32 protein-coding genes and 1 pseudogene are annotated in these 21,990 nt (G+C 39.5%); 1 reads left to right on the top strand and 32 read right to left on the bottom strand.

Annotation, left to right across the window (positions count from 1 at the left end):
- The 26 genes and pseudogenes from MKL33_RS06870 to MKL33_RS06745 all read right to left on the bottom strand — a co-directional run.
- A pseudogene (locus MKL33_RS06870) lies at positions 1-509 on the bottom strand (hypothetical protein); the annotation flags it as partial.
- A 52-nt stretch (positions 510-561) separates the two neighbouring features.
- Positions 562-903: a phage tail protein gene (locus MKL33_RS06865; protein WP_032033220.1), complete on the bottom strand. Its 342-nt coding sequence runs from the start codon at positions 901-903 to the stop codon at positions 562-564.
- The gene (locus MKL33_RS06860; protein WP_002011302.1) at positions 896-1,225 is read right to left on the bottom strand and encodes a hypothetical protein; all 330 of its coding nucleotides are present in this window, start codon (positions 1,223-1,225) and stop codon (positions 896-898) included. Before MKL33_RS06860 ends, MKL33_RS06865 begins: the two co-directional genes overlap by 8 nt.
- A gap of 72 nt (positions 1,226-1,297) precedes the next feature.
- Positions 1,298-4,972, bottom strand: a complete 3,675-nt coding sequence (locus MKL33_RS06855) for a transglycosylase SLT domain-containing protein (RefSeq protein ID WP_270906710.1) — start codon at positions 4,970-4,972, stop codon at positions 1,298-1,300.
- A 65-nt stretch (positions 4,973-5,037) separates the two neighbouring features.
- Entirely contained in the window at positions 5,038-5,367 is a 330-nt protein-coding gene (locus MKL33_RS06850; RefSeq protein ID WP_001031956.1) for a hypothetical protein, read from the bottom strand.
- A 76-nt stretch (positions 5,368-5,443) separates the two neighbouring features.
- Complete coding sequence (locus MKL33_RS06845; protein WP_000970840.1) at positions 5,444-5,662, bottom strand: hypothetical protein; 219 nt, start codon at positions 5,660-5,662, stop codon at positions 5,444-5,446.
- A 32-nt stretch (positions 5,663-5,694) separates the two neighbouring features.
- Complete coding sequence (locus tag MKL33_RS06840; protein WP_001074130.1) at positions 5,695-6,210, bottom strand: phage tail assembly chaperone family protein, TAC; 516 nt, start codon at positions 6,208-6,210, stop codon at positions 5,695-5,697.
- Positions 6,210-6,683 (bottom strand): phage tail tube protein, encoded by a 474-nt coding sequence (locus MKL33_RS06835; protein ID WP_000024425.1) that lies wholly within the window; start codon positions 6,681-6,683, stop codon positions 6,210-6,212. Before MKL33_RS06835 ends, MKL33_RS06840 begins: the two co-directional genes overlap by 1 nt.
- A gap of 75 nt (positions 6,684-6,758) precedes the next feature.
- Complete coding sequence (gene gp17 / locus MKL33_RS06830) at positions 6,759-7,130, bottom strand: tail completion protein gp17 (protein ID WP_000568015.1); 372 nt, start codon at positions 7,128-7,130, stop codon at positions 6,759-6,761.
- Positions 7,130-7,615, bottom strand: a complete 486-nt coding sequence (locus tag MKL33_RS06825) for an HK97-gp10 family putative phage morphogenesis protein (RefSeq protein ID WP_270906709.1) — start codon at positions 7,613-7,615, stop codon at positions 7,130-7,132. The genes gp17 and MKL33_RS06825 overlap by 1 nt, the downstream gene beginning before the upstream one ends.
- 3 nt (positions 7,616-7,618) lie before the next feature.
- The gene (locus tag MKL33_RS06820) at positions 7,619-7,975 is read right to left on the bottom strand and encodes a phage head closure protein (protein ID WP_270906708.1); all 357 of its coding nucleotides are present in this window, start codon (positions 7,973-7,975) and stop codon (positions 7,619-7,621) included.
- 7 nt (positions 7,976-7,982) lie between these two features.
- Positions 7,983-8,276, bottom strand: coding sequence for a head-tail connector protein (locus MKL33_RS06815; protein WP_000028576.1), 294 nt, complete (start codon positions 8,274-8,276; stop codon positions 7,983-7,985).
- On the bottom strand, positions 8,276-9,709 hold the full coding sequence (locus tag MKL33_RS06810; RefSeq protein WP_270906707.1) for a phage portal protein: 1,434 nt from the start codon (positions 9,707-9,709) through the stop codon (positions 8,276-8,278). The genes MKL33_RS06815 and MKL33_RS06810 overlap by 1 nt, the downstream gene beginning before the upstream one ends.
- A 10-nt stretch (positions 9,710-9,719) precedes the next feature.
- Complete coding sequence (locus tag MKL33_RS06805) at positions 9,720-9,887, bottom strand: hypothetical protein (protein WP_171071154.1); 168 nt, start codon at positions 9,885-9,887, stop codon at positions 9,720-9,722.
- A 91-nt stretch (positions 9,888-9,978) separates the two neighbouring features.
- Complete coding sequence (locus tag MKL33_RS06800) at positions 9,979-11,298, bottom strand: phage major capsid protein (RefSeq protein WP_162208173.1); 1,320 nt, start codon at positions 11,296-11,298, stop codon at positions 9,979-9,981.
- Positions 11,295-11,888 carry an HK97 family phage prohead protease gene (locus MKL33_RS06795; RefSeq protein WP_135536460.1) on the bottom strand — a complete coding sequence of 198 codons (594 nt, stop codon included), beginning with the start codon at positions 11,886-11,888 and terminating at the stop codon, positions 11,295-11,297. Before MKL33_RS06795 ends, MKL33_RS06800 begins: the two co-directional genes overlap by 4 nt.
- A 58-nt stretch (positions 11,889-11,946) precedes the next feature.
- Positions 11,947-13,623, bottom strand: a complete 1,677-nt coding sequence (locus tag MKL33_RS06790; RefSeq protein ID WP_270899764.1) for a terminase large subunit — start codon at positions 13,621-13,623, stop codon at positions 11,947-11,949.
- A gap of 65 nt (positions 13,624-13,688) precedes the next feature.
- The gene (locus MKL33_RS06785) at positions 13,689-14,513 is read right to left on the bottom strand and encodes a hypothetical protein (RefSeq protein ID WP_000333402.1); all 825 of its coding nucleotides are present in this window, start codon (positions 14,511-14,513) and stop codon (positions 13,689-13,691) included.
- A gap of 46 nt (positions 14,514-14,559) precedes the next feature.
- Entirely contained in the window at positions 14,560-15,042 is a 483-nt protein-coding gene (locus MKL33_RS06780; protein WP_001219093.1) for a terminase small subunit, read from the bottom strand.
- A 122-nt stretch (positions 15,043-15,164) separates the two neighbouring features.
- On the bottom strand, positions 15,165-15,344 hold the full coding sequence (locus tag MKL33_RS06775) for a hypothetical protein (protein WP_270906706.1): 180 nt from the start codon (positions 15,342-15,344) through the stop codon (positions 15,165-15,167).
- Positions 15,341-15,640 carry an HNH endonuclease gene (locus tag MKL33_RS06770; RefSeq protein ID WP_270906705.1) on the bottom strand — a complete coding sequence of 100 codons (300 nt, stop codon included), beginning with the start codon at positions 15,638-15,640 and terminating at the stop codon, positions 15,341-15,343. The genes MKL33_RS06775 and MKL33_RS06770 overlap by 4 nt, the downstream gene beginning before the upstream one ends.
- Complete coding sequence (locus tag MKL33_RS06765; protein WP_270906704.1) at positions 15,570-15,860, bottom strand: hypothetical protein; 291 nt, start codon at positions 15,858-15,860, stop codon at positions 15,570-15,572. Before MKL33_RS06765 ends, MKL33_RS06770 begins: the two co-directional genes overlap by 71 nt.
- Positions 15,861-15,865: 5 nt before the next feature.
- Positions 15,866-16,048 (bottom strand): hypothetical protein, encoded by a 183-nt coding sequence (locus MKL33_RS06760; RefSeq protein WP_110958304.1) that lies wholly within the window; start codon positions 16,046-16,048, stop codon positions 15,866-15,868.
- Entirely contained in the window at positions 16,038-16,568 is a 531-nt protein-coding gene (locus MKL33_RS06755; protein WP_000433061.1) for a hypothetical protein, read from the bottom strand. Before MKL33_RS06755 ends, MKL33_RS06760 begins: the two co-directional genes overlap by 11 nt.
- Positions 16,569-16,583: 15 nt before the next feature.
- Complete coding sequence (locus tag MKL33_RS06750; RefSeq protein ID WP_038338986.1) at positions 16,584-16,982, bottom strand: hypothetical protein; 399 nt, start codon at positions 16,980-16,982, stop codon at positions 16,584-16,586.
- A 75-nt stretch (positions 16,983-17,057) separates the two neighbouring features.
- Positions 17,058-17,276, bottom strand: a complete 219-nt coding sequence (locus tag MKL33_RS06745; protein WP_000238616.1) for a hypothetical protein — start codon at positions 17,274-17,276, stop codon at positions 17,058-17,060.
- Between the two features lie 194 nt (positions 17,277-17,470).
- On the opposite strand from MKL33_RS06745, the gene MKL33_RS20625 reads away from it, so the two are divergent.
- Positions 17,471-17,605: a hypothetical protein gene (locus tag MKL33_RS20625; protein ID WP_017724763.1), complete on the top strand. Its 135-nt coding sequence runs from the start codon at positions 17,471-17,473 to the stop codon at positions 17,603-17,605.
- Between the two features lie 127 nt (positions 17,606-17,732).
- On the opposite strand, the gene MKL33_RS06735 is transcribed toward MKL33_RS20625, so the two are convergent.
- The 6 genes from MKL33_RS06735 to MKL33_RS06710 all read right to left on the bottom strand — a co-directional run bounded on the left by MKL33_RS06735 (position 17,733) and on the right by MKL33_RS06710 (position 21,930).
- Positions 17,733-17,963 (bottom strand): hypothetical protein, encoded by a 231-nt coding sequence (locus MKL33_RS06735; RefSeq protein ID WP_017724764.1) that lies wholly within the window; start codon positions 17,961-17,963, stop codon positions 17,733-17,735.
- 579 nt (positions 17,964-18,542) lie between these two features.
- A complete protein-coding gene (locus tag MKL33_RS06730) occupies positions 18,543-19,001 on the bottom strand; it encodes a hypothetical protein (protein ID WP_270906703.1) in 459 nt (152 codons plus the stop codon).
- Between the two features lie 5 nt (positions 19,002-19,006).
- Positions 19,007-19,501 (bottom strand): RusA family crossover junction endodeoxyribonuclease, encoded by a 495-nt coding sequence (locus tag MKL33_RS06725; protein ID WP_270906702.1) that lies wholly within the window; start codon positions 19,499-19,501, stop codon positions 19,007-19,009.
- Positions 19,488-19,757, bottom strand: coding sequence for a hypothetical protein (locus MKL33_RS06720; RefSeq protein WP_024436865.1), 270 nt, complete (start codon positions 19,755-19,757; stop codon positions 19,488-19,490). Before MKL33_RS06720 ends, MKL33_RS06725 begins: the two co-directional genes overlap by 14 nt.
- The gene (gene dnaB / locus MKL33_RS06715) at positions 19,754-21,109 is read right to left on the bottom strand and encodes a replicative DNA helicase (protein WP_106919130.1); all 1,356 of its coding nucleotides are present in this window, start codon (positions 21,107-21,109) and stop codon (positions 19,754-19,756) included. The genes MKL33_RS06720 and dnaB overlap by 4 nt, the downstream gene beginning before the upstream one ends.
- Positions 21,106-21,930, bottom strand: coding sequence for a replication protein (locus tag MKL33_RS06710; RefSeq protein WP_001273372.1), 825 nt, complete (start codon positions 21,928-21,930; stop codon positions 21,106-21,108). The genes dnaB and MKL33_RS06710 overlap by 4 nt, the downstream gene beginning before the upstream one ends.
- Between the last annotated feature and the right edge of the window lie 60 nt (positions 21,931-21,990).

Below are 21,990 nucleotides of genomic sequence, written 5' to 3'. Positions count from 1 at the left end.
ATTTTATCTGCAAACAATTTAACAACGGGTGATGCTGACTTAATGAAACCATTTGCATCCACAGTTGTATTTTTTGATGACAAGATTTTACGCCACGGCTGAAACGTATTTACATTCCAGTTTACAGACCTGACATAAAAATCGGAGTTATGCGTTATGCTTAATTGCGCACAAGCATCAGTTGAGTCGTTAAGATCTAAATTAATAATTGCCTGAGAACTATTGTCAGGATAGTCTCCAGCACTTGAAACATTATCACCATTATTTTGCCAATAAAAGGCATTACCATTTCCCCTCAATGTTGATAATTTTTGACTACCTAATCGAATTGACTTTCCAACTCCAAAAGCGCCAACCTCCATCACATTGCCTGTAGCTGTACCAACCAATCGACTAGCAGCATGAGTATTATTAGTAAAGTTTTCATTAATTTTTGCGCCAGTAGAGCGGAATGTATCCCCACCTGCGCCAGTCGGTGCCGTACCTAGATTTACTGTTTGAATCGTCATTTTCTTACTCGCATAAAAAAGCCCCTAAAAAGGGGCTTTAAAGGGGTTTAAATTAAGGGTAAAAAACTTGGGTGAATGTCGTTGAGATTTGCCAAACATCACCACCCAAACAGCGTGGTTGATATTCACCTGTTTTAACTCGAACCTCACCATCTAAAGGCGAATCCCAAAGAAACGAGTCAGCACCTTTATGCTGGTCAAAGAATGCTTTGATTTGCATAATTTCGGCTTTATAAGCCGTTCTTTGATAAGTCCATTCACCAGATCGGTTATTAATACCAATCGAAGTGTTCTGTTCATAACCATCGCCAAATTTGCTTGATAACGTATTAAAGCGCTGTGAACCTGAATTACCCTCTAAATCTTGGCACCAAGTGAATTTACGATTACTCATCTTTTTTTGACCACTCAACTTTCATACTTACCGGACTATCTTTAAAACGTTTTTTGCAACTTTCTAGATCCTTCGTATCTTGATCTGGAGCCAATAAACCTGCCCGCCTACTTTCACGAACTGCCCATTCTTTTACATGTTTGTTTAGTAGCTCTGCAGCTTTAGAACTCTTAGATTGTTTTTTAAAAATGAGGGTGAATGACAATCCAAAGACGAAACCCGTTGCATATTCAATTAGATTAAAATCAATTAAATTTGCACTTATGTAGAAAACTACAGCAATCAATAAAGCAAGCAGAAAAGTCATAATGTACTTTTTCACTTTTGTACTCCCATTAAAAAACCCACTCAAGAGAGTGGGTTTATTTGGTTTTAAGTGGTTAAACTTGGGTAATTAACGTCTCACAAGATTAAACAAGACACCGCCTTGACGGCTTTCTCGTCTAGCCCAAGCATCCATTGCATTATTCAGAGATTCAGCAATTTGCTTTTGCCCTTGTGTATTGACGTTTGCGGACCCATCAGCAAACGTAATCTGTTGGCTGATTTGCACATTGCCCTCACTAGACCCGTTTTGACGATTATTTAAATAATTCGTCAAATCTTTGTTCTGTTGAGGGTTTAATACACGTTCACCACCATCTAAAAGCCATGTACCTTCACGCGGGATATTATCTATACCGTTGTGGGCCATACCTTGGATTGTTTGAGCTGCCATGATGCCAACTGAAGCGTAACCTGTTGCCCTAACAACTCCAGCCAAAACACTCCCATAAGCGCCACCTTGCGCCAGTGCCTTAGTAGCACCTTCCTCCGTATTAACAATTGCTTGAGCTATTGAAGCAGCCTTAGAGGCAAAGAACATAGTTTTGTAAAGTGCATTTGACTTCCCAACACTTTGCTCTAATAGTGCGGTCATGTCTGAAAAGACCTGCCCAGTCATTCCAGCAATTTGCGAATAAACTTGCATCTTGGTTTCAAAATTCTGTTGATCCAAATCACGCTCTTTTTGTGCGTAATCTGCATCAAGTGCGGCTTTCGATTGCAAATACTGCTCATGTGCATCTAAAAGCATAGAATTGCGAAGATTCTCATCTGATATTGCACTTATTCCAGCAACTTCATCGTTGTAGGATGTTTTGAGCCCTCCGAAATCCGAAGAATATTGATTTTGCAAATTAAACTTTGAAAACTCTTCAGGATTAAGTCTATTAAATAGAGATTGAGCAGAGTTCTGACCAACTTGAAAGACGCTGTCAGAAGCTTGGTTTAAAGTTTCAAAAATTGCATAATCCTTAGATTTTGCCATCTCTTCGCGAACACGTTTACTTAAACTATAAGTTTGAAGTATTTCTTCACGTTCACGTTGGTAGCGCTTCACTACAATTTCAGTCTGATTAAGATAACCCTCAAACGCCGACTGAATTTGTGCATCTTCTTCGCGTTTTACAGCTGCAATTTCAGCTTGTTTTTGACGCTCAAGAGCAGCTTTAATCTCTAAAGCTTTTTTCGATTTCCCGTACTCATACTCGGCATTAGAGTCGATTAACTCTTTTTGTCGATCAAAGTTTTGTTCAATCTGCTTGATTCGATCAGTTTCAAAAGCAAAGTACTGGTTGTACTCCTCCTTTTTATCGGACTCAAGTTTTGCAATTTGAGCGGCATATAAAGCATTCTCTTGAGCCAATTTTTCCTTTAACTGTGGTGTTCCAGCATAGGCGAAGGTAATCTTTTCAATATTATCTTGATGCTCTTTTGCAAGTCGTTGAGCTTCGGTGTAATACCGAGCATCGACATCTTTTTTAGCATCATCAATGGCTTTTTGAGATTCAGCAGCCTTATTAATTAATTCAAGTTGATCTGCCTGTGTGGGCATTAAAATTGAATTGTCTACAGTAGATTTTCCAGATACTCCGGCGAACCACTTCTGGAAACCCGGTGCGTAACCAGCAACCTCTTTACGCTTGCTATCTGATAGACCACCTTTTAAATAGGTCCTTAAGCCACCTGCACCTGCATTGTAGGCCATGAGTGCTTTATCCATGGCTCCAAAATCAGCCAAATGTTTAGATAAGTCTTTAGCCGCTGCTGTTGCAACTTCTTCAATCGAACTTTTGGCATTAAGACCATACTGTTTTCTAAACACGCTAGTAGTTTGAAAAAGACCTGTTGCCCCAGTATGACTTTTTGCTCCAGCATTCGCCCCAGACTCTTGAAGAATCAAGGCTGCTAATGTTCCAGCAGGCAAACCATACAAACTTTCAATCTGAGCAAAATTATTTGCCTTAGCAATACCTTGTGCACGAGCAATTGCCTCTAACTCAGCTTTCCCAAAAGTATAGTTTTTGCGATTAAAGCTATTAAGTGCTGCATCAGCAACCGCTTTTGGCAATTTAATTTTATATGCATTTTCTTCATTGGTATTAGCTTGAGCATCAGCAAAAAATTCAGCCTTCTCTCTAGTCCAACCGCCTACACGCATATTTTCCTGAATATACTTCTCACGCAAAGCATCCTTGTTGGCCTGATTAATATATTCTCGCTGTTTTTGTGTTAAAGACATCCAAGCTTTTGCAGATTCATTGACAGCTTTTGCTTGGTCTTGCTGTGCCTTTGTTGCATCATTGGTTGCATCTTTAACTAATTTTTGGATCTCTTTTTGACGATCTATAGAGTTATTTGCAGCATTAATTTTTGTATCTAATTCTGCAATAAATGCAAGGGTACTATCACTAACCAAGCCTTGTTTTTGAAGTTCCGCAAAAGCTTTTTTTGCCTTATCACCACCCTCTTTTAAGCTATTAAGATACAACTGAATTCCTTTAAGTTGTTTGGTATCACCTTGAACTTTCAAGTCATTCTCAAATTGTTCTAAAGCCGTAAAAAGACTTTTTAGCTCCTTAGTCTGTTTTTCAATTTCTTCACTTGCCTCAATGCTTTTAATGGCTAGCTGTGAAGCGGTTAGTTTTTTGTACTTGTCTCTAAGCTCATCAACCACCAAGCCTTGATCTTCTAAAGCTCCTGTAGCATCTTGAGTCTGTTTGGTCATCAGATAGTAGGCGCCACCAGCAACGGCCAACTGTGTTAGAAGCATGCCTATGCCGGCTGGACCACCAAGTAAAGCCATAACACTAGCAGTAGCTCCAGCATTCCTAGCAAAACTTGCCAAGCCAACACCAGCGCGGACAGCAAAAATAGCAGTTTGCCCAAGTTGATATGTAGCGACAACCAAAGCAGGAACAAATCTAGTTGCAATGCCAGCAGATACGGCAATAGTTACCGCTTTAATATCATCCCAATTCTCTATAACCGTTTCGATAGCAGGAACAACACTATTTACAAGTCTTGCCTCGACTCCCTGCCATTGCAGATCCATTAACTGGAGGTTTTGTTTTGCTTCTGCTAAGCTCTTAACTAAATCATCAGACATGATAGCGCCAGCCTTTTCAGCGGCATCACCCCACTTCTTAAAACCTTGACCATTTTTTTCAAGCAATGGAATTAACAAAGAAGAATCAGAAATGATTGCTTCCATATAAAACTTCATGTCATTTGTTGACGCGCCAGCTTTCTCTAAAGAATTATAAAATAGCTGTAACGCTTGAGGTCCTGATAATTTCTGAAACTGTTGAATAGTTACCCCAACTTTAGGGGCAATATTGGTGAAAAAGTCAGCTAAAGGCCCACCACCTGTTTGCTGAAAATCGCCTATACGATCCTGCATGTCTTTCATTTTATCTGCAAAAGATTCCAATGAAATTCCAGCAGTTTCTGCCCCTTTGGCGTAATACTGAAATTCACGCACTGAAGCATTCGCAAGTTTTGAAAACTTTTGAATATCATTTCCAGTCTGAATAACTTGATCACTAAAATTAACAAGCTGAGCCACTGAAAGACCAGCCACTGCTCCACTCAATGCACTTACAGCAATAGCAGCAATATTTAAAGAATTAGCAATCCCTTGACTCGATGTTCGCGCCTGCCGTTCAGCTCTACTTAGTGGCTCTGAAAAACTAGCCGTCTGAACCACTAGATCCAGTGTTAATCTGCCAAGTGAAGTTGTGGCCATTACTTTTCTCCGGGCAATAAAAAACCCCACTAATTAGCGGGGTTTTTAAAAATTAATGTTTACTGCTATTTGCAGTCAGAATTCCAAACTTGATTGAAGGCTGCTATAGATGTTGGGTCAGAGTTATAATCATTTTCAAAGTATATTTTTTCTTTTGTGATTATGTAGCGCTGAAAGCCAGTATAGGCGCCAAAACTATTTTTAGCATTTACCTCACCGCATAGCTCCCATTGATTACGAAACTTAGCTGTATCGCCATCTTTTAATTTATCTTTAACTAATTTCTGGACTTGCAAATCAAGTTTTTGCCTCTCATCCTTAAGTTTTTCTTCTTCTGTTTTTCCACATCCAAGTAACAAACAGCCCAGAATGACAATAATTAAAAACTTATTCATTTACACACCGTTTTTCAATTTTCTTCAATTTAACAAAACGGTATGTAAATGTCACATGCCCCACTTTATGGCAGGGCTAGTTACTATGGAACCTTTCTAGATATTCCTCTAATGACAATGAATTGTCATCGTCTGGTGGCGTTTCATGAGGCATAAATATATAAGGGTCTACTTTTGTTCCCTCTTTAACTTTGAAGCCTGTGTAATGTGCCATCCAGCTTCCAAAGCTTTGCTCTAAACGGCGACCGAAGAAAAGAGAGCCATATTTTTGACGATAGGCTCTCCATTCCATCAACTCTTTATGACTAATGTTTAATTCGGCTTCTGCTAAAGTGCTTCCACCGATTCCATTGAGGACGAGTTCAATGAGGAGTTCTCTGTCTGCAAGCTCTTCTTCCGAGACTTTCCCAAAAAATTATTAACTTCATCAGCAGCAGCATACATAGCATTTATTAAACTAGGCTCTGCTTTATAGATGTCATTAACACTTGAGAAAAAAGGTGTTCCCTTTTGATCTGAGCAAATTGAACCAAGTAATTGAGCAGCTTGCATGTGAGTTGAGTCGATTTTCTTAACCTTTGAATCCTCAAGATTCTCATAATTAAGATCCCATTCAATTGCCTTGGATGCCTCTCGACTTTCCTTGAAGTTCATTTTTTTGACAAAAATATCAGCTTCAAGCTCAACAATATCACCAAGTTCTAATGAATTGTTTTTCGTCAATTTTTTAAGTGACCCAATATTGCTTTCAGTCACTTCAACATTCCACTTGACGGCTTTTTTAACTGGAACGTTTAGAGTAGTTACACTCTGCTTTAAGTCTGTAATGCTGATCTTAGCCATTATGGAGCCACCGTGCGTTTAGTTGGAGTTACGCCAGAAGTACGAATCAATGTGAATGAATAACCAACTACAGAATCGACTTCAAATGCATTAGGTGCAGTAGGATTAATATAACCCTTGAATGACCACCACATACGATCCTCTGGCAAATCAATACCGGTAGTAGCATCATAAGTTGGAGCGGTGGAAGCATGACCCGAACCAACATGCCACTCTAAAATCTCTCCGGATTCGGCAATTTCAATTAATTTGTCATGACTGGTGTTCGTATCATCGTAATCGATTTCTACTGCACCTTCACCAGGATCACGCATACCGCGAACATACTGTTTTGATTCTGCATCAAGACAAGTTACATCAATTTTTTGAAATGAATCTTGCCCCAAGTCAATCCGTTTAGAGCAAACAAAACGAACCACTTGACCATTTAACACAGTAAATAACTGTGTTTTTTGAGTTTTAACATTAGCCATTAAGAGCGCTCCTTAATTTTAGGCATAAAAAAGCACCCGAAATGGGTGCTAAGTGAAAATATGGTTTAAGTTTTATTAGCGGTTTACGATCCAGCTAACATCAAAAGAATAGTGGGGCATTCCTGTTACGGGGTCCTTATCTGCCTCGCCATAACGAACCACATAACAATCAAGTTCAATTGCGAAGCGAATTGCTTTTGCAACCTGCTCAACAACCTCCTCATCAGTTGCATATACATCAATTTGAATAATTGCATTATCTGAAACAGGACGTGAATCAAGGTTGCTATTTGAATCACCAGAAATTGTTTGCCAAGTAACATACGGTGTTTCTGGCTCATCTGGAGCTAATCCAAACTTCCAGACACGTAAAATATTATCGTTTTCAAGTAGAGCCTTAACCGCTGGATCTGCTCTGGCTAATTTAAAAATTGGAACATCAATCATTAAGCTGTACCTAAAACCACGCTGAGTTCAAAATTAAACACCTGAACAAATTTATCGGTAACTTGTTCAATGTTTTCGTATAAAGCAGGGCGTAAAAATGGAGTAGCAGGTTGTTTACTTGTGCCTAACTCAAGGAATCGCCAGTAAAAGACTCGACCGTCCGCTTGGTAAGTTTGACCAACACGCCCAGCACGTCTATTTTGAGCATTGTTTGTATATGGGATACGTGCACCACCACGCACCCCCACGCGCATAACCAAAGTGTTTTTATTTCTACTCCGGCCATTTTGAACCACAATTTCTTTCCAGATTTTTTCTGGAGTGGTTGGATCATCTAGGCGTTTAACTTTTTGACGAGCTGCATCTCTTGCAATGTTCATTGCCTGCCGCATCGCTTTACGGGCAATACGTTTTACAGTCTTGTCATTACCAATTGCCCGCATTCGTCTTAATGCAGGCTCCAAGCCATGTATTTGAGTAGCCATAAATCACCCATTCCATGCTTTTTCGCCTGTAGATAAGTTGATGGTTAAATACTCACGGCGTGAGTCTGGATCTCGCATAGGGTTACCATCAATTCTGTAATAGTAACCACCAAATAATACCCGCATAGTGCTGTTAATTTGTTTTGTAGCGCTGCTATATCGCACTTTTGCACGGGCTTGTATCGAGCTATTGGCTGCTTTGGCTGCAATAACATCTCGAGTTGAAAGATCAGTAACTTCTGCCCAAACTGTTATGAAATTTAACCATGTGATAATCAATTTACCTGTGTTTGGGTCTTGAGTTTGTATGGGCTTTTGAATGGTGATGCGGTGACGTAAGTCGCTTGCTTTCTGTCCCATAAATACCTCAAATAGCAGTAGGATTTCGAAATTTATAGAGCAAGGCTCTAACAGGTGGAGGTAAATAATTGCCATCGACCAGCATTTCGCTTTCAAGATTTCGATTGCTATCGTAATAACCGCACAGAAGAAGAACCGCTACTTTAAATTGATTTGGATAATTGCCATCTGCAAATTCATCGGTCACATAATCTAAGACGGCTTGTTCTGCTGCTTCTCTATATGCTTCTAGCTCTAAATCATTGTCGTTTGAGTCATACCGCAAGTGAGCCTTGACAGTGGCCAAATCTGTAATTGACATTATTTAGCTCCCTTCACGCACAACTTAAAGTTTTTATGATCAAATTCGCCAGTATGATCCTTTTCACAGTGCCACAGACTTCCTTTATGGGTCACAAATTGGCCCATTTGATATTTTTCATTAACAGAAAAAACGCCTTGATAAAGTGACTCAAAAGATTTCTGAGCATCATTTGTTTTTTGAGATGACGATTCAGATTTTCCAAATGGATCGTCTTTAGAATCCCGCTTTGAAAGTGCCTCAAGTGAGAAGTTTTGTTGTTGCATATAAATTGCATCACCACCAAGAACAGGAAGCATTCCAATTTTTGCTCGGCCTTCATTTGGCGTTAAAATACAGCCTTTGACATCTTCGCGAATCATGTTGTGGAATCTTTCCGAGTCCATACGTATTAAAGTGTCAATATCAAGAAAGCTTTCTACCTTAAATGACTCTAGGTTTAATCCTTCATCAATCAAGTTTTCACGAGATTCGATAAATGCTTGCAAGCAATCAGAATAATAAATACCGTTTGCCTTTTCTGGGTCATCTGGAACAGTTCCAATGCCTATCTTGAAGGGAGGGACATTAAATACACTACAAACAACACGACCTGACATTTCTAAAAGCTCAAGCATTTGGGAATCTGCAGCACTCATACCTAAAACTGTATAAGTCATTCCATCACCAATCACAGCAGTTTTGCCATAATTAGACCCAGAATAGTTTTGATTCCATCTCGCTTGAATTTCTTCTGCCTTTTCTTTTGCGATTGGACCGGGAGCAACCAGAATTCCACCCGGTCTACTACCATTTCCAAAGAAGTTTGCAGCATTATTCAGGATTTTCACCCCCATTTTTGCAACTACACCACACGCCATAATTGGTGATAGCCCTACTAATGGATGATAAAAAGTATTAATCCGATCATGAATAATTTCAGAAGCTGGTAGAATTTCAGATTCTGCCTGAGTCAAACAATCCTTACTTAATTGGTAAAAGACATTCCCATTTTTATCAATTAGCGGTGTTACCAAATCGGGGTTTAAAACCACCATTCGATAAACCTCACCAAAGGCATCGCGTAATTTCCAAACGTAGGTATTGCCGCGCAATAATAGACTTGATGTCCATTGTTCTTGAAACTGTTGCCATGTCTGATAGTTATTTGGCTTTTTTAACACCCGAAGCTTTTCTGGGATGTCAACATGTACCAGAACACCATCAACTTTAGTTTTGAGTACAATAGGAAGTTTGCCGATGTCTTTAGAAATAAGGCTCACACAAGAAAATACAGCATCGGACGCTGTCAGCTCAGTGCGTGTTAATTCATCATTTTTCTGCCATGCGCCAGAATATGGCTCTTGAACGGTTAAACTATTCCAAACATTTTGCCCAGAAGTATGGACACTTTGGAGGCTTTTTTTACCTTTAAACCAGTCTCTAATGCCCATAATTACCACCTTATTCGATTGGTTTTACTTCTTTTTTAGGTTTAGCGGCTGCCTTTTTTTGCTCTTCATAAGGCTTTGCAACACCTATTTTAATTAGGACATTTGCTGCCAAGTCTGGTACATCCTTTATGTCACCAACATTGGCATCATGCATTTGCTTTAAATATTCAATTTTCATGAGACTGTTCCTATAGCTAAACAATTGTGATGTTTAGATATAAAAACAGCCCAATTAAGGGCTGTTTTTTCTAATCAATAGATTCAATCAATTAAGTGTATTGAATGAAGCTTGCAGCAATCGGACGGCGTTTAGCCCAAGAAACAAAACGTTCAGCACGAATCGCAAATTTGTTTTCTTGCCATAAGTTATGAACAGTTGTTCCATCAACTAAGGTTGCTTGATCAGAGTAAGCAATTTCAACTTGTCCACCATCTGCCATCAGAATTTCAGATGTTTTAACAAGAATAATCACATCACCCACAGTTTCAGATTCAATAACTGGGATGCCGCCTAAGGTCTTCTGATTAAGTCCTGCTTCCATGCCTTTAAAGTAGGTATTGCCTAAAGCATCGCGCATATCTGCAAGCTCTGCAGCCTTAACTTCACTCATAAGGTAGTAAGCACCAGCAAGAGAAAGGTTGTTAGATAGGAACTGAGCACGTAAAGCGCGCAAGTCATTAGCAACTGCTTCAGGTGTATTACCTGTTGAAGTAATTGGCGTAACGCCATTTAAAAGACCTGCTGGCTTTTTGGTGGTTCCTGCACTAGCGCTAAGGAATTCAGCATCAGTGAATTGAGCAGATGAAGCAACCAAGTCATCACGAATTAATACATCAACTGCTGGATCGCTACCCTCTAAAAGCTCAAGGGTGTAAACCACAATTGCAGCTACTTTATGCTTGCCGACTTTGACATCTGCGTAAGTTGGATTAGTTAAAGGCTTGGCCTCGCCCTCACCAACCCAAGCCGTCATAGAACCTGTCGCCTGCGCGGGAATTTCAACATTAAATGGAACTTTTCGGAATTGCAGCTTATCAAGCACTGTATTAGCGCGAAGCAATTCAATGTATTCACCTACTAAGCGGTTTGTATGCACCAATGGTGAAGCAAAACCAGCATCAGTCGTTGTACCTAGAGTGGCCTTTTCAATTAAAGCAATTACCTCTGGCGGCTCACCTAAGCTTTTAGCAACATCAACTGCTGATTTATAATTGCCCTTCTTCGCTTCAATTGAGGCAATCATTCGACACTTTACAAATTTTGCAAAACCAACACCTTTTTCAAGATTGGATTCAACCTCAACACGTGGTGCTGGATTACCACCACCAGCGGTATTAGCAGCCTCTTCTGGACTGCCACCTGCTACAGGTGTTCCATTTTCCCCAGCTTCTTCGGCCTGCTTGATCATTTCTTTTACACGATCAATATTTTTTTGAATTGTGGCAATTTCTTCATCAATAGCAGTAATTTGCCCTTCTTCTTCTTCGTTGGGTGTGCGCTGATCATCTAATGCCTTAGTGATAACACCCTGCTTTTCTGCTTGTTTTTTTGCCAACGCATCAAGCAATTGTTTTAAATATTTATTCATAGAGATACTCCACCCTTAGTTGGGCTACCAAGTTTTACGATTACGTGTTTTTGCTCAGATGAAACGCCATCTGCTGCGGGTTTCTGAGGTTTATTGCCCAACGCGGCTTTGTATTCCTCGAAAGCTTTTGAATAATCTGTTGAACTGTCGCGATTGCATGGAATGGTCACCAGTGAGAGTTCGTACCACTCCCATTCGTTAAACTGGATGCCACCACCTTCAATAAATTGGGCCTGTTCCCAATCGGCTAAAAACCCAACTGAAAGCCCTTTAACTAATCCATACTTGAGGCTTTGATAGGCTTCATCGACACGGGCTTTTAAGTTCCCTTCTTCTATGATTTCTGGGATATGAATCTCTACTTCGATTCCCTTATCAGTCACCTTTGCATCAATGACCTGTCCAATCGGAGCACTGTGCTCATGATGGAAAAGAAGTGGCATTGGAAGCTCGAACCTAGCCCCACTTGGGACCATGATGTCTTTTGCGCGGTCTGCATTTGGTGTGCTTGCAATCCCTTTAAAAGTTCGCTTTTCCTCGTTCGTGCTCTTAATTTCAAAAGAGCCAAATGATTTCTGTAGAGCAGGCATTAAGCTCTCCTTTAAAAAGAAAAAGCCCGCTATTTGCGGGCTTTAAGTTAAAAATTATTTAGAAAAAATAGACGTTGTATTCTTTATTTGTTGGCTCAGGGTTCATGGTCATTAGAGCCACGGCATTAAATGTTGCAATCAAAGGGTCAATTTTCCCCACCCCTGATTCTTGCTTAGTGATTCGCATCCCATTACCAACCATTACGACACGCGCATTTCCCGCTGCCCAAGTCATGAGTTGCTGACCTGCATGAAATAAATTTCCCTCTGCAAGTTTTCTTTCTGTTGTAAGGATATAACCCATCAACTTGTAGCCTTGTGGAACAGCAAGCATCGACTCTTCTGGTATTCCAACTTCTAACAACCCGTCAAGTAAGCCACCTAAACCAAGTGGATCTAGTCCAATTTTATAAAGCTTGCCGCTGTCATAGACTTTCTTGGCAATTGCTGCCAATTGGTCGATATCTTCGCCAACTTTCTCAACTACAGTCAGACTTCCCTCTTTTTCAAAGTCTTGGTACTTTGGGATGTTTTCTTTACGGCGCTCTAAAGCAACTTTATTTGCCCATGCATGGTTCCAAAGCCACCAAATACGAGGATCTTTTTTTAATCTCCCTAATGCAGCAGCTCCAAGCAAATCATCCAGCCCACCACCATCAATCCCGAATGTGATGACATCAGATTGCTCAATTAACTGATCAAGCCCAAAAACATGTTTTTGTTGATTCCAGAACTCTGCACCAGCCCATCGATTTGCACGTAAATTCATGCCAATTTCGATGTTTAAATGTTTGGCCAAGAAGTCTCTAAGAGATTCTTCACCAGCATCTTTAACTTTGTTAAATTCCGAAATTAGATATTCAAGATCAACCGATGCGCCCAAGTTTGGGTTTGTAATATAAAAATTTTCAGGTTTTAAATGTTCGCCAGCTTCTACTAGATGCTTAGGGAATTCATAAATAAGTGGCAGAAAACTTTTATCAACTTTAATTCCGTCACGTACATCTCTGGCATAATCTAAAAGCTGCTTAAACACACCACAGGGCACTTCATCTGACATCGTAGACAGATAAATTACACAGCCTTCAGGCCGTGAAGTCAGACCGCCTTTTGCTTCACGAAACATTGATTCAGCGTTGGCACGCTTACCAAAAAGCCAGACCTCATCAATTAGAATGATTGAGGCCTTCTTGCCTGCTGCCGCATTGGATTCCGCTGCGATAACTTTGAGTGTTGCACCAGTTCCTAAGTGTGTAACTGTCTTTGTGTGCTCAGAGACATTAATCATTGCACTGAGTTCTTCGTCTGCGCGGATAAAGTCACGAATCGGGTTAAAGCTGTTGTCTGCGACTTCCTTAGTGGGTGCCAAGATAATTAACTCGGCTGAAAGTCGGTCATTCAGTAACAATGCAACAAGCATCACACCTGCAGCAATTGTAGACTTAGTATTCTTCTTTGAAATAAGAAGAAAAAATTCACGTATTAAACGGCGTTTTGATTTCGGATCATAAGCTCCAAAGATTGCGCGTACAAACTCAATAACCCATTCAAGTGTGACATCTCCCATTTTTGGGCTATCCATCACATCAACAAGGATAAGTTCTTTAAATATACGCTCGGCAACGTCTGCAACTTGTGGAAACAAAGGAGCACAAGGCATGAGCGACTGTTTATTGACAATACGCTCCTCCCAGTCTGGGCAAGCGGTTGTCCATTCTGTAAGCATTGCGGTCATTTATTTTTTTCCTATAAAAAAACCGCCTTTTTTAAGACGGTTTTTCAATAAATAAACTTTAATTACTAGCTTAGTAGATTTAAATTTTTACCAAATAATTCTTTTCTTCTTTTATTTTCTGCTAAACCACCTATTAAATACTCTAAACAATTTTGAACTGTTTTTGCTCTTATTAAACATTCTTCATCTGTAAAGCTATGTACACCTTCACTCAGAATTTTATAAAGCGAACCCAATGGATTTTTCCCCTGCACATAAAGTGTAAGAGGTAAAGCATTTTTTGCAATATCAATCTTATTAGACATTGGGCTTTCTTTTTTTAACTCACTGATTGCTTTTTTCATATTTATATCAGCACCATCATCTTTTTCGATCATTTCTAAAAGTGAAATAATGCTGTTTTCAATAAGCCTTCTAAAATAAACAAATGCTCCGATACCATAACCATTATCAAGACAAACAATTGCTTTTCTATACAACTGCATTTCAGTTTTAAAAAATTTATCCAAATCTTTATTTTTAGTTAGTTTTTTTTGTGGAAATTCACCAAATTTTGTAATTTTATACTCACATTTTTCTCCTGCTAAATCTGAACCATCTACATAATCAACTCCTATAGAAAATGTTTTTTTTTGCGACTTGCATGAAACACATTCAAATTCAGCCATTACATTTAGATTATTAACTTTTCCTATAAAGCGAAATACATATAAATCTTTATTTAAGTTATGAAAAGGTCTAACTTTATTACAAACATCACATTCAAAATTAACTTCCTCAAGCATGATAGAAGTATAATCATAGATAGAATGATTACCTACCATTACAAAGCTAGTATAAAGTGCTTGGTTTTCACATAAATCTTTGAATTTTTCGCTATTTTCACACATAAGTTTTACATAAAATTTATTTCGCCATTATTTTACACATTATTAATTAACTTGGAAGTTGATTATTTAAAGTACCAAACTTGCTAGATTTCGTAGCTTGCTTTGCCTCCTCCTCTTTGGTTTGTTTCTTGCCCTTTTCAGCTACTTTACCGTGTTTATAAGGCAATGCTGCAATTGCGGCTTGCATTCTTAGTGGTAGTTTATTGCCATTAAAGTTCATGACCTTAATTAAAAAATCTAAAGGATCATCACCTTCAAACTGGAATTCATCAACCGGGGTTTCATCTTCACCGCTATTTTCTGGCTCGTTTTCAGGTTTAACCTTAGGTTGGTCAGAAGTTAAAGAGCGCCCTTCTTTTTGAGCCTTTAACTTTTCGATGTAGACAATAATTTCAGGATCTTTACTTAATTTGGAACCCTGTTGTGATGCGGTTTTTTCTGCATAACCTGCTGAAATTGCTGCTTCTTTATTTGTCTTGCCGTCAACAATGGCAAGAGCAAATTTTTCCATTTTCTCTGTTAATGCCATTGCTCTACCTTTAACTTGATTTTAACTTTTTGCTTTAACTTTTTCTGAGAGGGAAATTTTTTTATAAATGAGATGGGGGGCGGTGTCCGAGCACTTAGCTCTCAGAACTTTTGACTCCCCCCCTACCATCGACGACGCTGAGCATCTTCATCGATATTCTTTTGTACTTTCTTAGCTGCTGCTTTTAAGTCAGCCGCAATTAAACAAAACTTCTCAATCTCTTCCTTAGGAACAGCCTTTCCTGATTGGATTGCTGCAACAATGTAATCATGGGCCATATCTTCAATACTTTTGTTATTCACAGCCTACTCTCCTTCAATGTCTTCTCTCTATGACAAGGCACACACAAGCTCTGTAGGTTTGATTCATCATCATTACCACCTTGTGCAATATTAACGATGTGATCTAACTCAAGTTCCATTGTGACCACGCCACAACATTGACAGGTCCACTCATCACGTAAATGGATCTTTGCTTTAAGACGGCGCCACGGACGGCCACCGCGACCAGAACCCCAGTTGTTTTGTTTAGGGTTCTTCTGGGTTTGTGCGGGTGCCTGTAGCGTCTGTAACTTGTTCTTGAATGTTTGGAGTTTCATTTAAGTTTACTCGCGCATCCACACCATTAAGCAAATCAATGGATATCCAATCGATATCTAAACCCTTACGTTGATACTCTTGGACCAACTTAACTAAACGGAGTTCCAATTGTTTGCGCTGGACTTCTGGAGTTTCGATCTCAACCATTAAATGCGGCTGCTCAAGATTATCCAATCCATAAAACCCCAAACGATTATTAATAATGCTCTTCGGAATCATCTTGCTCACCCATCCAATGATTTAGATTTACGTGTTGGTTCGCCGTCTTCAAACATCATTAGAACTTCATTTAATTGGGCGGACTGCTCAGCATTGATTTGGACGATCAAGCTATTCTGTTCAATCAACTTATTGTTTTGCTCTATCAGTTTAAGCACTACATCTTGCAAATTTGAATCATTGCTCATTTTGATAACACCACTTAAGGTCATCCGGGATAATCAACATCACGCCCAAGTCTCTATGTGCATAAATGTTGATCTTATCCAGATATTTGGTGAATTCTTTAATGGTGGCCTTCTTGCTTTGCAGGTGGTCTTTAATGAAGGTATTGACCAAAACTTGGTAATCCTTTTCAAGTTGACGGCGCTTAGGTCCATCGAATGCTTGAATAACATCTTTAAAGTTCTGCAAAGCCATGTACTTTTCTGCAGTCTCTTGCCGACCCTCAACATAGATCCGGGCAAGAAACTTTTTCTTAAAAAGTAAATGAAGATCATCCTTTGAGTTACCAGTCTTTTGCTTGATCTGCTCAAGCCAAGCCCAATAAAGCCGGTTTTGTGCGGCGCTCCTGTCGTCTTCCTTCTGATTGATTCTAACGACTAAAGGTTTGCCTTCTGCGGCTGCTTTGGAGTGGTTATTGTTCAGATAGTTAATTACCTGAACAATTCCAGAATAACTATTGATTGGGAATGTTGCTGGTTCCATATTCCCACCTATAACTTATTCATCAACGGCGGCACGTTTACCAGCTTCTAAAACTGGAATGTTTGCCTCAGTTGGGACATATACAATTTGTTGAATCTTGCCATCACGTAAAGCATCACCAAACGCACCAATAAACTCTTGTTTGCGGTACTCTGGATAATCTTTTGCAGCTTGACCAATAGTTTTGATCGCTTCTGCACGCAACTTGGCACTTTCAAGTTCAGCTCGCGCCGTTTGAACCTGAATCATTTTTGACTGTTCTGCTTCTGCCAATAGTGCTTGACCATTCATGCCTTGCTTCCACACTTTATAGTGAGGCCATGCAAACATAATCAAAACAATGACAATTAAAATGGCAAGAAAGCAAAGTGCGGCTAATACCACATCAGCTTGGCCTTTCTGGTTGGTTTTCATTTCTCGCTTCCTTTTTCTAGGCACAAAAAAAGAGCCTTTCGGCTCCGATTAAACTAAAAACCACCCGAGGGTGGCTTAATTCTTTCTAGTAAATTGGTTTACCATTTTCTCTATTAATTCTTGTGTGAGATTTTCAGGGTACGAAATCCTAACCTCATATCCAACAATAGTTATGATGCCATAAGGCCCATTTGTTCCAGCTATTGGGTCATATGAACCATCATCCATTAATACTTTGATGAAAGAAAAATTCTCACCGTCATATACAGCCTCATAATCAACATGCTTAACCATTGTAAATCCTTACACCAATTACGTTGGTTAAATCATATCAAAATAAATCTTGTTCTGACTCAAGCATTGCGTTGGTTCGCTTAAGCCATTTATTAAATAGCTCTTCGCTTTCCTGTCTGTTGCCTAGTTGGTAGGTATCAAATAAATGATGGCAGGAAAAACACATAGAAACAGTTTTAGAGTCACAAGCCTTAATGGATCTGCCCTTACCGTCTTTACTAGAATTAGAATGCGCGGCTTGGCTTGGTGCTGGTGCACCACATCTCATGCATGGCAGCTTGCGAACTTCGGCTAATCGTTTGGCATCACGCATTCAACATGGACCGTAAATTATTAATCTTGTTTTTCAGTCGAATGATGATTCGATCTATAACAAGCATTTCTTCACGGCTTAACCCGGTGCGAGACAAGTTCTGGTAGCGGCTTAATTCATCCGAATATTTGTTTAAATTTTTCTTAGCTTCGCTTGTATCCATGTTCGCCACCCAATGCCTGTTTTAATTCTGACAATTTGTAGTGTGAATGTGGATTGTGAACACCGACAATACACTTATCTGTGTAAAACCCATGTACCTTAAAATGCTCATTCCATTCATCCACAAAATAAACAGCTTCTTGGTGTGCACTCTCAAGAATCTTTTTTATTCCCTTAGCACCAAGCTTCTCTAAAAGTTTTTTAGCTTTCATATATCCCCCGAAAAAATAAAAGCCCCGCCAATAACTAGTATTCAGCGGGGCCATATATGCCGTAATCCGTTCGGCCAACAAAAACTAAAAATCTATCATCTAAATCGTGACTGGGCTTCAAACTCCTTATTCACCTCAGCCCAATTTATATTTGATCCTGCTGCTCTAAGGTCAGAAAGATTAAAGACTTCTTGGTGGATTTTTGGAACATTAGGATCAGTCCACTTACATAAGCCAGTTTCAGCCTTTTGATCGATTGAAACTAGAGTCATTCTTTGTTTACAACCCTTCAAGAAAACCTCTTTCCCTTCCTAAAATTTCCCATGCTTCATAAGACACCTATTGATGAATAAAATTTATTCAACAAGGATACCTATTTTAAGTGAATTGGTCAAATTAAGTTATTGTTCTCAATAGTAAATATAATATTTTATTTACTATTGAGAATTAAAAAACACTAAATCTAAAGCAAATAAAAAGCCCACTGAAAAGTGAGCTTTAAACTAAAATCTTGCTGATCGACCATAACTTCGTCCAGCATATCACAAAAGTATCAGAATGCAGTCTGGCTTGTCAACATTACCCCATCAATTTACTTTTGATCTTGAAGCGTGATGCCATGCGAACCAAACCAAGCATTTTGTCACGTTGTACCGAATATTCAGAAACACCAAGTTTTTTTGCTATTTCATCTTCCTTCTTGAAATCTACATGGTAAAGAACCACGCATTTAATCCAGTGCCTAACCTTTTTATTTTCTGTCTCCATCATGTGACTTAATAGATCCTCTACTGCCATCGCATGAAACACATCAATCTTACAACGAGGCGGCGCTCTAAAACGGCGGTCAACTTGCACACCATTCTCAGCATCAATGACATGACCAAGAATGCCTCTTGAACCTAAATAGGTTTCCCCATTACCGTCCAACAATAACCATGACCCGTATTGCTCCAAATGCCATTCAATCGGATGCTCATTCCAATCAATAGCAACTGTAAAATGTTTACGACCTTGACTTGCTGTAACTGCATTCATACTTATTAAGCCCCTGTGTTATGTTTTCTTACTTGAATATCGATTTGACCACCCGCCACAATTGGACGAGCGTTTACTGAAAGGCTTTTTACTTGAGAGTCGTCATCAATAAGCCCGCACTTGGTTAAAGCATCAAGGCAAGGTTTTAAAATATTATCGATGTCTCGTACTTTCTTATCTGGCATGTGGTAATCAATAATTACCTGTACATCCCCCATGTATTGAAGTGGTTGCACAAAACGTTTCATCACCTCAACAAAATGGTTAGCCCGTTTACTTAAACGCTTACTGGTTTTTCCAGAATCAAGCCAATAATTGTTCATTGACGGCGGTATGATGTTTACGCTACAGCTAAGCAGCGTATTAACATCACATTCATAATTTTTGCCCTTAATTAAAAATGCTGGAATTTGAGGCGATGGATCTCTATTGGTCCGTTTTTTACCAGTCTTATTCTTATCAACTGGAAAACGATAATTACCCCATTTAGGCTTGATCATTTTCACCTCGGCGATTTTCAGTAGCTTCAAGAATTGCCTCTGGTACAGAGTTGTCATTGTTCTTATCGCCATATAAGAAATCTGATTCCCATTTGCGTTGCCATACAAAGTGAGAACCAATCCCGTGACGTTTTAAAAATTCCTGTTCTGCTTTTGTGCGATTTTTGATGTATCGCACAAGTATCCAAACACCTATGGCTAAACCTAATGCAATTGAAATTAAAACCGTTAATGCTAGTGCTTCAAAAATTGTCATGCAATTTCCTCCATTGCGTGGTAATACTGCGGATCCAAATCAAGAAAAGTTGATCTAGCCAAGTCGGTAGCTAATCGCACGGTCCCAACCGTTCCATTACGAGCCTTACCTACGATGATTTCCGCAATACCAGCGTCTTTACTTTCTTTGTTGTAAACCTCATCTCGATAAATAAACAAAATCACATCGGCATCTTGTTCAATCTGTCCTGAGTCACGAAGATCCGACATAATTGGGCGTTTATTTGGTCTATTTTCGAGTGAGCGGTTTAATTGCGATAAAGCAACAACTGGGCAATTAAAATCTTTTGCAAGTTTCTTGAGTCCACGAGAAATATCACCCATCTCCTGAGTGGGGTTTCCCGTGCGCTGAGGCGGTGTCATGATTTGGAGGTAGTCAACCATTATCAAACCCACTTTGCCGTACTTACGGACCATTTTGCGAGCTTCTCGGCGTATGTCGCTTAGGCTTGGTGCGCTTTGGTCGTTAATTTCGATTTTTGTGTTGCCAATAATCGTCATTGCACGGTGAATTAAACCTGCATCCTCAGACTGAAAGCGGCCAGAGCGAATTTTCTTAAGTTCAATTTGACCTATGCCAGAAATGAGGCGTTCCATGATCTGCTCTTTGTTCATCTCGCCAGACATAAACAGAGCTGGTTCACCTTGATTCACTGAAACATCACTTAAAATGTTTTGCGCCAGTGTTGTTTTACCCATCGAAGGACGAGCACCGATAATCACCAAGTCAGTTTGATCGATACAATCAAGCTTGTTATCTAACTCAAAGAAACCAGTTTTAATGCCGCGCTTAACCTCAACACCAGCGTGGATCTTTTCATGCTTATCAAGAATGTTTGCCAAGACCTGTTTTGATAGATCGCCTGCAGACATGGTCTTGTTTTCATGCGAATTACCATCAAGGCTAGATACCAACGTCTGAACTCGGTCTAAAGCTGCCTCAGCGCTATAGCTAACCGTATCAACCGCAACCACACCGATGTTTTTTGATAACTCTTGGATCTTACGGCGAGTAGAGAAATCTTTAAGTTTTTTAACCAAGCTGCCAAGCATTGTGTAAACAACTGCGCCAGACATTAGCTCAATCATGTATTGCTCAGGTACAGTCTTAACTTCAAGCGTATGAGAACGAATTAATTCCCAGATTAAAATCTCGTTATGGCCTTCGCCTTTTTCGTGCTGCTCCTTGATGTGTTTAAAAATAATTTGGTGACGGTCTGAATAGAAATCAGAAACCTCAAGTGAATCGATATACTCACCAGCACCTTGTTCGACCGTTAGCAATGTAACAAGCACTGATTGCTCAACCGGGATAGAAAATAAATCGATCATGCGTTCATCCCCTTAAAGCGTTTTGGCATTGTTGGGATGTGACGGCGTTGTGGATTTGCGTATTCAGGTGTTTCTGCTGATTGTGGTTGTTGCTCAACCAAACCAGCAGCTTTCAACCAGAAATCATTTTCCCAATGTTTTTTGTTCAACCATGCCGAAGGTGCTGGGATATATTCACCATCGTTTTTGATCCACTGAGAATCCAACTTGAATGCATTCAAAATTGCGATGAGTTTTTCAAGTGAAATTACACGAGTGTATTTTTCAAAAGTTTTAAAGGTTCCAGATTTATCTGATTTACGTTTGCAAGTCGGATATGCATTCCAGAAAATTTCAAATTCTTCTGAAAAATTCCCCTTTGTTTTTGTATTTGTTTTTATATTGTTATTGTGTGTCGGTTTTTCCGACAGCAACTTGTCGGTTTTTCCGACAGCAGAACCACTTTTGGTGTCGGAATTTCCGACAGCAGATTCGGTTTCGCTATCTGTTTTTCCGACAGCAGATTGCTCGGTGTCGGTTTTTCCGACAGCAATAATGTTGTCAGTTAAAGTGTAGTTTGACGGACGATTTACATAGGTAATTTTCTCAATAATTCCTAATCCGAGCAAAATATCAATACCAGCTAAAACCGCATCTTTTTTATATCCTGTGCCTTCCACAAGCTGAGAAATACTTATGTCATCATCAGTTTTATTCCAGCCGCGTGTTTTGCGAACAATGTACAAATAGCACGGTAAAGCCGCCCCTCTCATTTGGGCCATAAATCCCTTGTCAACAAGGTCATTAGGCAGCATAAATGCATTAGAGATAAAATTAGCCATGCTTCTTCTCCAGTTTCGCTAATGCGCCAAAAAGAACGCTGCTAATGTGTGTTTGCTGAA

Source organism: Acinetobacter sp. AOR43_HL, assembly GCF_027854635.1.
Taxonomy (GTDB): domain Bacteria; phylum Pseudomonadota; class Gammaproteobacteria; order Pseudomonadales; family Moraxellaceae; genus Acinetobacter; species Acinetobacter pittii.
Note: the sequence above shows the minus strand (reverse complement) of the source record. Positions and strands in the feature narration are given on the sequence as shown.

What these genes read in the sequence shown, in the direction of transcription:
- MKL33_RS06865 (WP_032033220.1), bottom strand. Translation starts at nt 903, where the DNA reads ATGAGTAATCGTAAATTCACTTGGTGCCAAGATTTAGAGGGTAATTCA.
- MKL33_RS06855 (WP_270906710.1), bottom strand. Translation starts at nt 4,972, where the DNA reads ATGGCCACAACTTCACTTGGCAGATTAACACTGGATCTAGTGGTTCAG.
- MKL33_RS06850 (WP_001031956.1), bottom strand. Translation starts at nt 5,367, where the DNA reads ATGAATAAGTTTTTAATTATTGTCATTCTGGGCTGTTTGTTACTTGGA.
- MKL33_RS06840 (WP_001074130.1), bottom strand. Translation starts at nt 6,210, where the DNA reads ATGGCTAAGATCAGCATTACAGACTTAAAGCAGAGTGTAACTACTCTA.
- MKL33_RS06835 (WP_000024425.1), bottom strand. Translation starts at nt 6,683, where the DNA reads ATGGCTAATGTTAAAACTCAAAAAACACAGTTATTTACTGTGTTAAAT.
- gp17 (WP_000568015.1), bottom strand. Translation starts at nt 7,130, where the DNA reads ATGATTGATGTTCCAATTTTTAAATTAGCCAGAGCAGATCCAGCGGTT.
- MKL33_RS06825 (WP_270906709.1), bottom strand. Translation starts at nt 7,615, where the DNA reads ATGGCTACTCAAATACATGGCTTGGAGCCTGCATTAAGACGAATGCGG.
- MKL33_RS06820 (WP_270906708.1), bottom strand. Translation starts at nt 7,975, where the DNA reads ATGGGACAGAAAGCAAGCGACTTACGTCACCGCATCACCATTCAAAAG.
- MKL33_RS06815 (WP_000028576.1), bottom strand. Translation starts at nt 8,276, where the DNA reads ATGTCAATTACAGATTTGGCCACTGTCAAGGCTCACTTGCGGTATGAC.
- MKL33_RS06810 (WP_270906707.1), bottom strand. Translation starts at nt 9,709, where the DNA reads ATGGGCATTAGAGACTGGTTTAAAGGTAAAAAAAGCCTCCAAAGTGTC.
- MKL33_RS06805 (WP_171071154.1), bottom strand. Translation starts at nt 9,887, where the DNA reads ATGAAAATTGAATATTTAAAGCAAATGCATGATGCCAATGTTGGTGAC.
- MKL33_RS06800 (WP_162208173.1), bottom strand. Translation starts at nt 11,298, where the DNA reads ATGAATAAATATTTAAAACAATTGCTTGATGCGTTGGCAAAAAAACAA.
- MKL33_RS06795 (WP_135536460.1), bottom strand. Translation starts at nt 11,888, where the DNA reads ATGCCTGCTCTACAGAAATCATTTGGCTCTTTTGAAATTAAGAGCACG.
- MKL33_RS06790 (WP_270899764.1), bottom strand. Translation starts at nt 13,623, where the DNA reads ATGACCGCAATGCTTACAGAATGGACAACCGCTTGCCCAGACTGGGAG.
- MKL33_RS06785 (WP_000333402.1), bottom strand. Translation starts at nt 14,513, where the DNA reads ATGTGTGAAAATAGCGAAAAATTCAAAGATTTATGTGAAAACCAAGCA.
- MKL33_RS06780 (WP_001219093.1), bottom strand. Translation starts at nt 15,042, where the DNA reads ATGGCATTAACAGAGAAAATGGAAAAATTTGCTCTTGCCATTGTTGAC.
- MKL33_RS06770 (WP_270906705.1), bottom strand. Translation starts at nt 15,640, where the DNA reads ATGAAACTCCAAACATTCAAGAACAAGTTACAGACGCTACAGGCACCC.
- MKL33_RS06765 (WP_270906704.1), bottom strand. Translation starts at nt 15,860, where the DNA reads ATGATTCCGAAGAGCATTATTAATAATCGTTTGGGGTTTTATGGATTG.
- MKL33_RS06760 (WP_110958304.1), bottom strand. Translation starts at nt 16,048, where the DNA reads ATGAGCAATGATTCAAATTTGCAAGATGTAGTGCTTAAACTGATAGAG.
- MKL33_RS06755 (WP_000433061.1), bottom strand. Translation starts at nt 16,568, where the DNA reads ATGGAACCAGCAACATTCCCAATCAATAGTTATTCTGGAATTGTTCAG.
- MKL33_RS06750 (WP_038338986.1), bottom strand. Translation starts at nt 16,982, where the DNA reads ATGAAAACCAACCAGAAAGGCCAAGCTGATGTGGTATTAGCCGCACTT.
- MKL33_RS06745 (WP_000238616.1), bottom strand. Translation starts at nt 17,276, where the DNA reads ATGGTTAAGCATGTTGATTATGAGGCTGTATATGACGGTGAGAATTTT.
- MKL33_RS20625 (WP_017724763.1), top strand. Translation starts at nt 17,471, where the DNA reads ATGGATCTGCCCTTACCGTCTTTACTAGAATTAGAATGCGCGGCTTGG.
- MKL33_RS06735 (WP_017724764.1), bottom strand. Translation starts at nt 17,963, where the DNA reads ATGAAAGCTAAAAAACTTTTAGAGAAGCTTGGTGCTAAGGGAATAAAA.
- MKL33_RS06730 (WP_270906703.1), bottom strand. Translation starts at nt 19,001, where the DNA reads ATGAATGCAGTTACAGCAAGTCAAGGTCGTAAACATTTTACAGTTGCT.
- MKL33_RS06725 (WP_270906702.1), bottom strand. Translation starts at nt 19,501, where the DNA reads ATGATCAAGCCTAAATGGGGTAATTATCGTTTTCCAGTTGATAAGAAT.
- MKL33_RS06720 (WP_024436865.1), bottom strand. Translation starts at nt 19,757, where the DNA reads ATGACAATTTTTGAAGCACTAGCATTAACGGTTTTAATTTCAATTGCA.
- dnaB (WP_106919130.1), bottom strand. Translation starts at nt 21,109, where the DNA reads ATGATCGATTTATTTTCTATCCCGGTTGAGCAATCAGTGCTTGTTACA.
- MKL33_RS06710 (WP_001273372.1), bottom strand. Translation starts at nt 21,930, where the DNA reads ATGGCTAATTTTATCTCTAATGCATTTATGCTGCCTAATGACCTTGTT.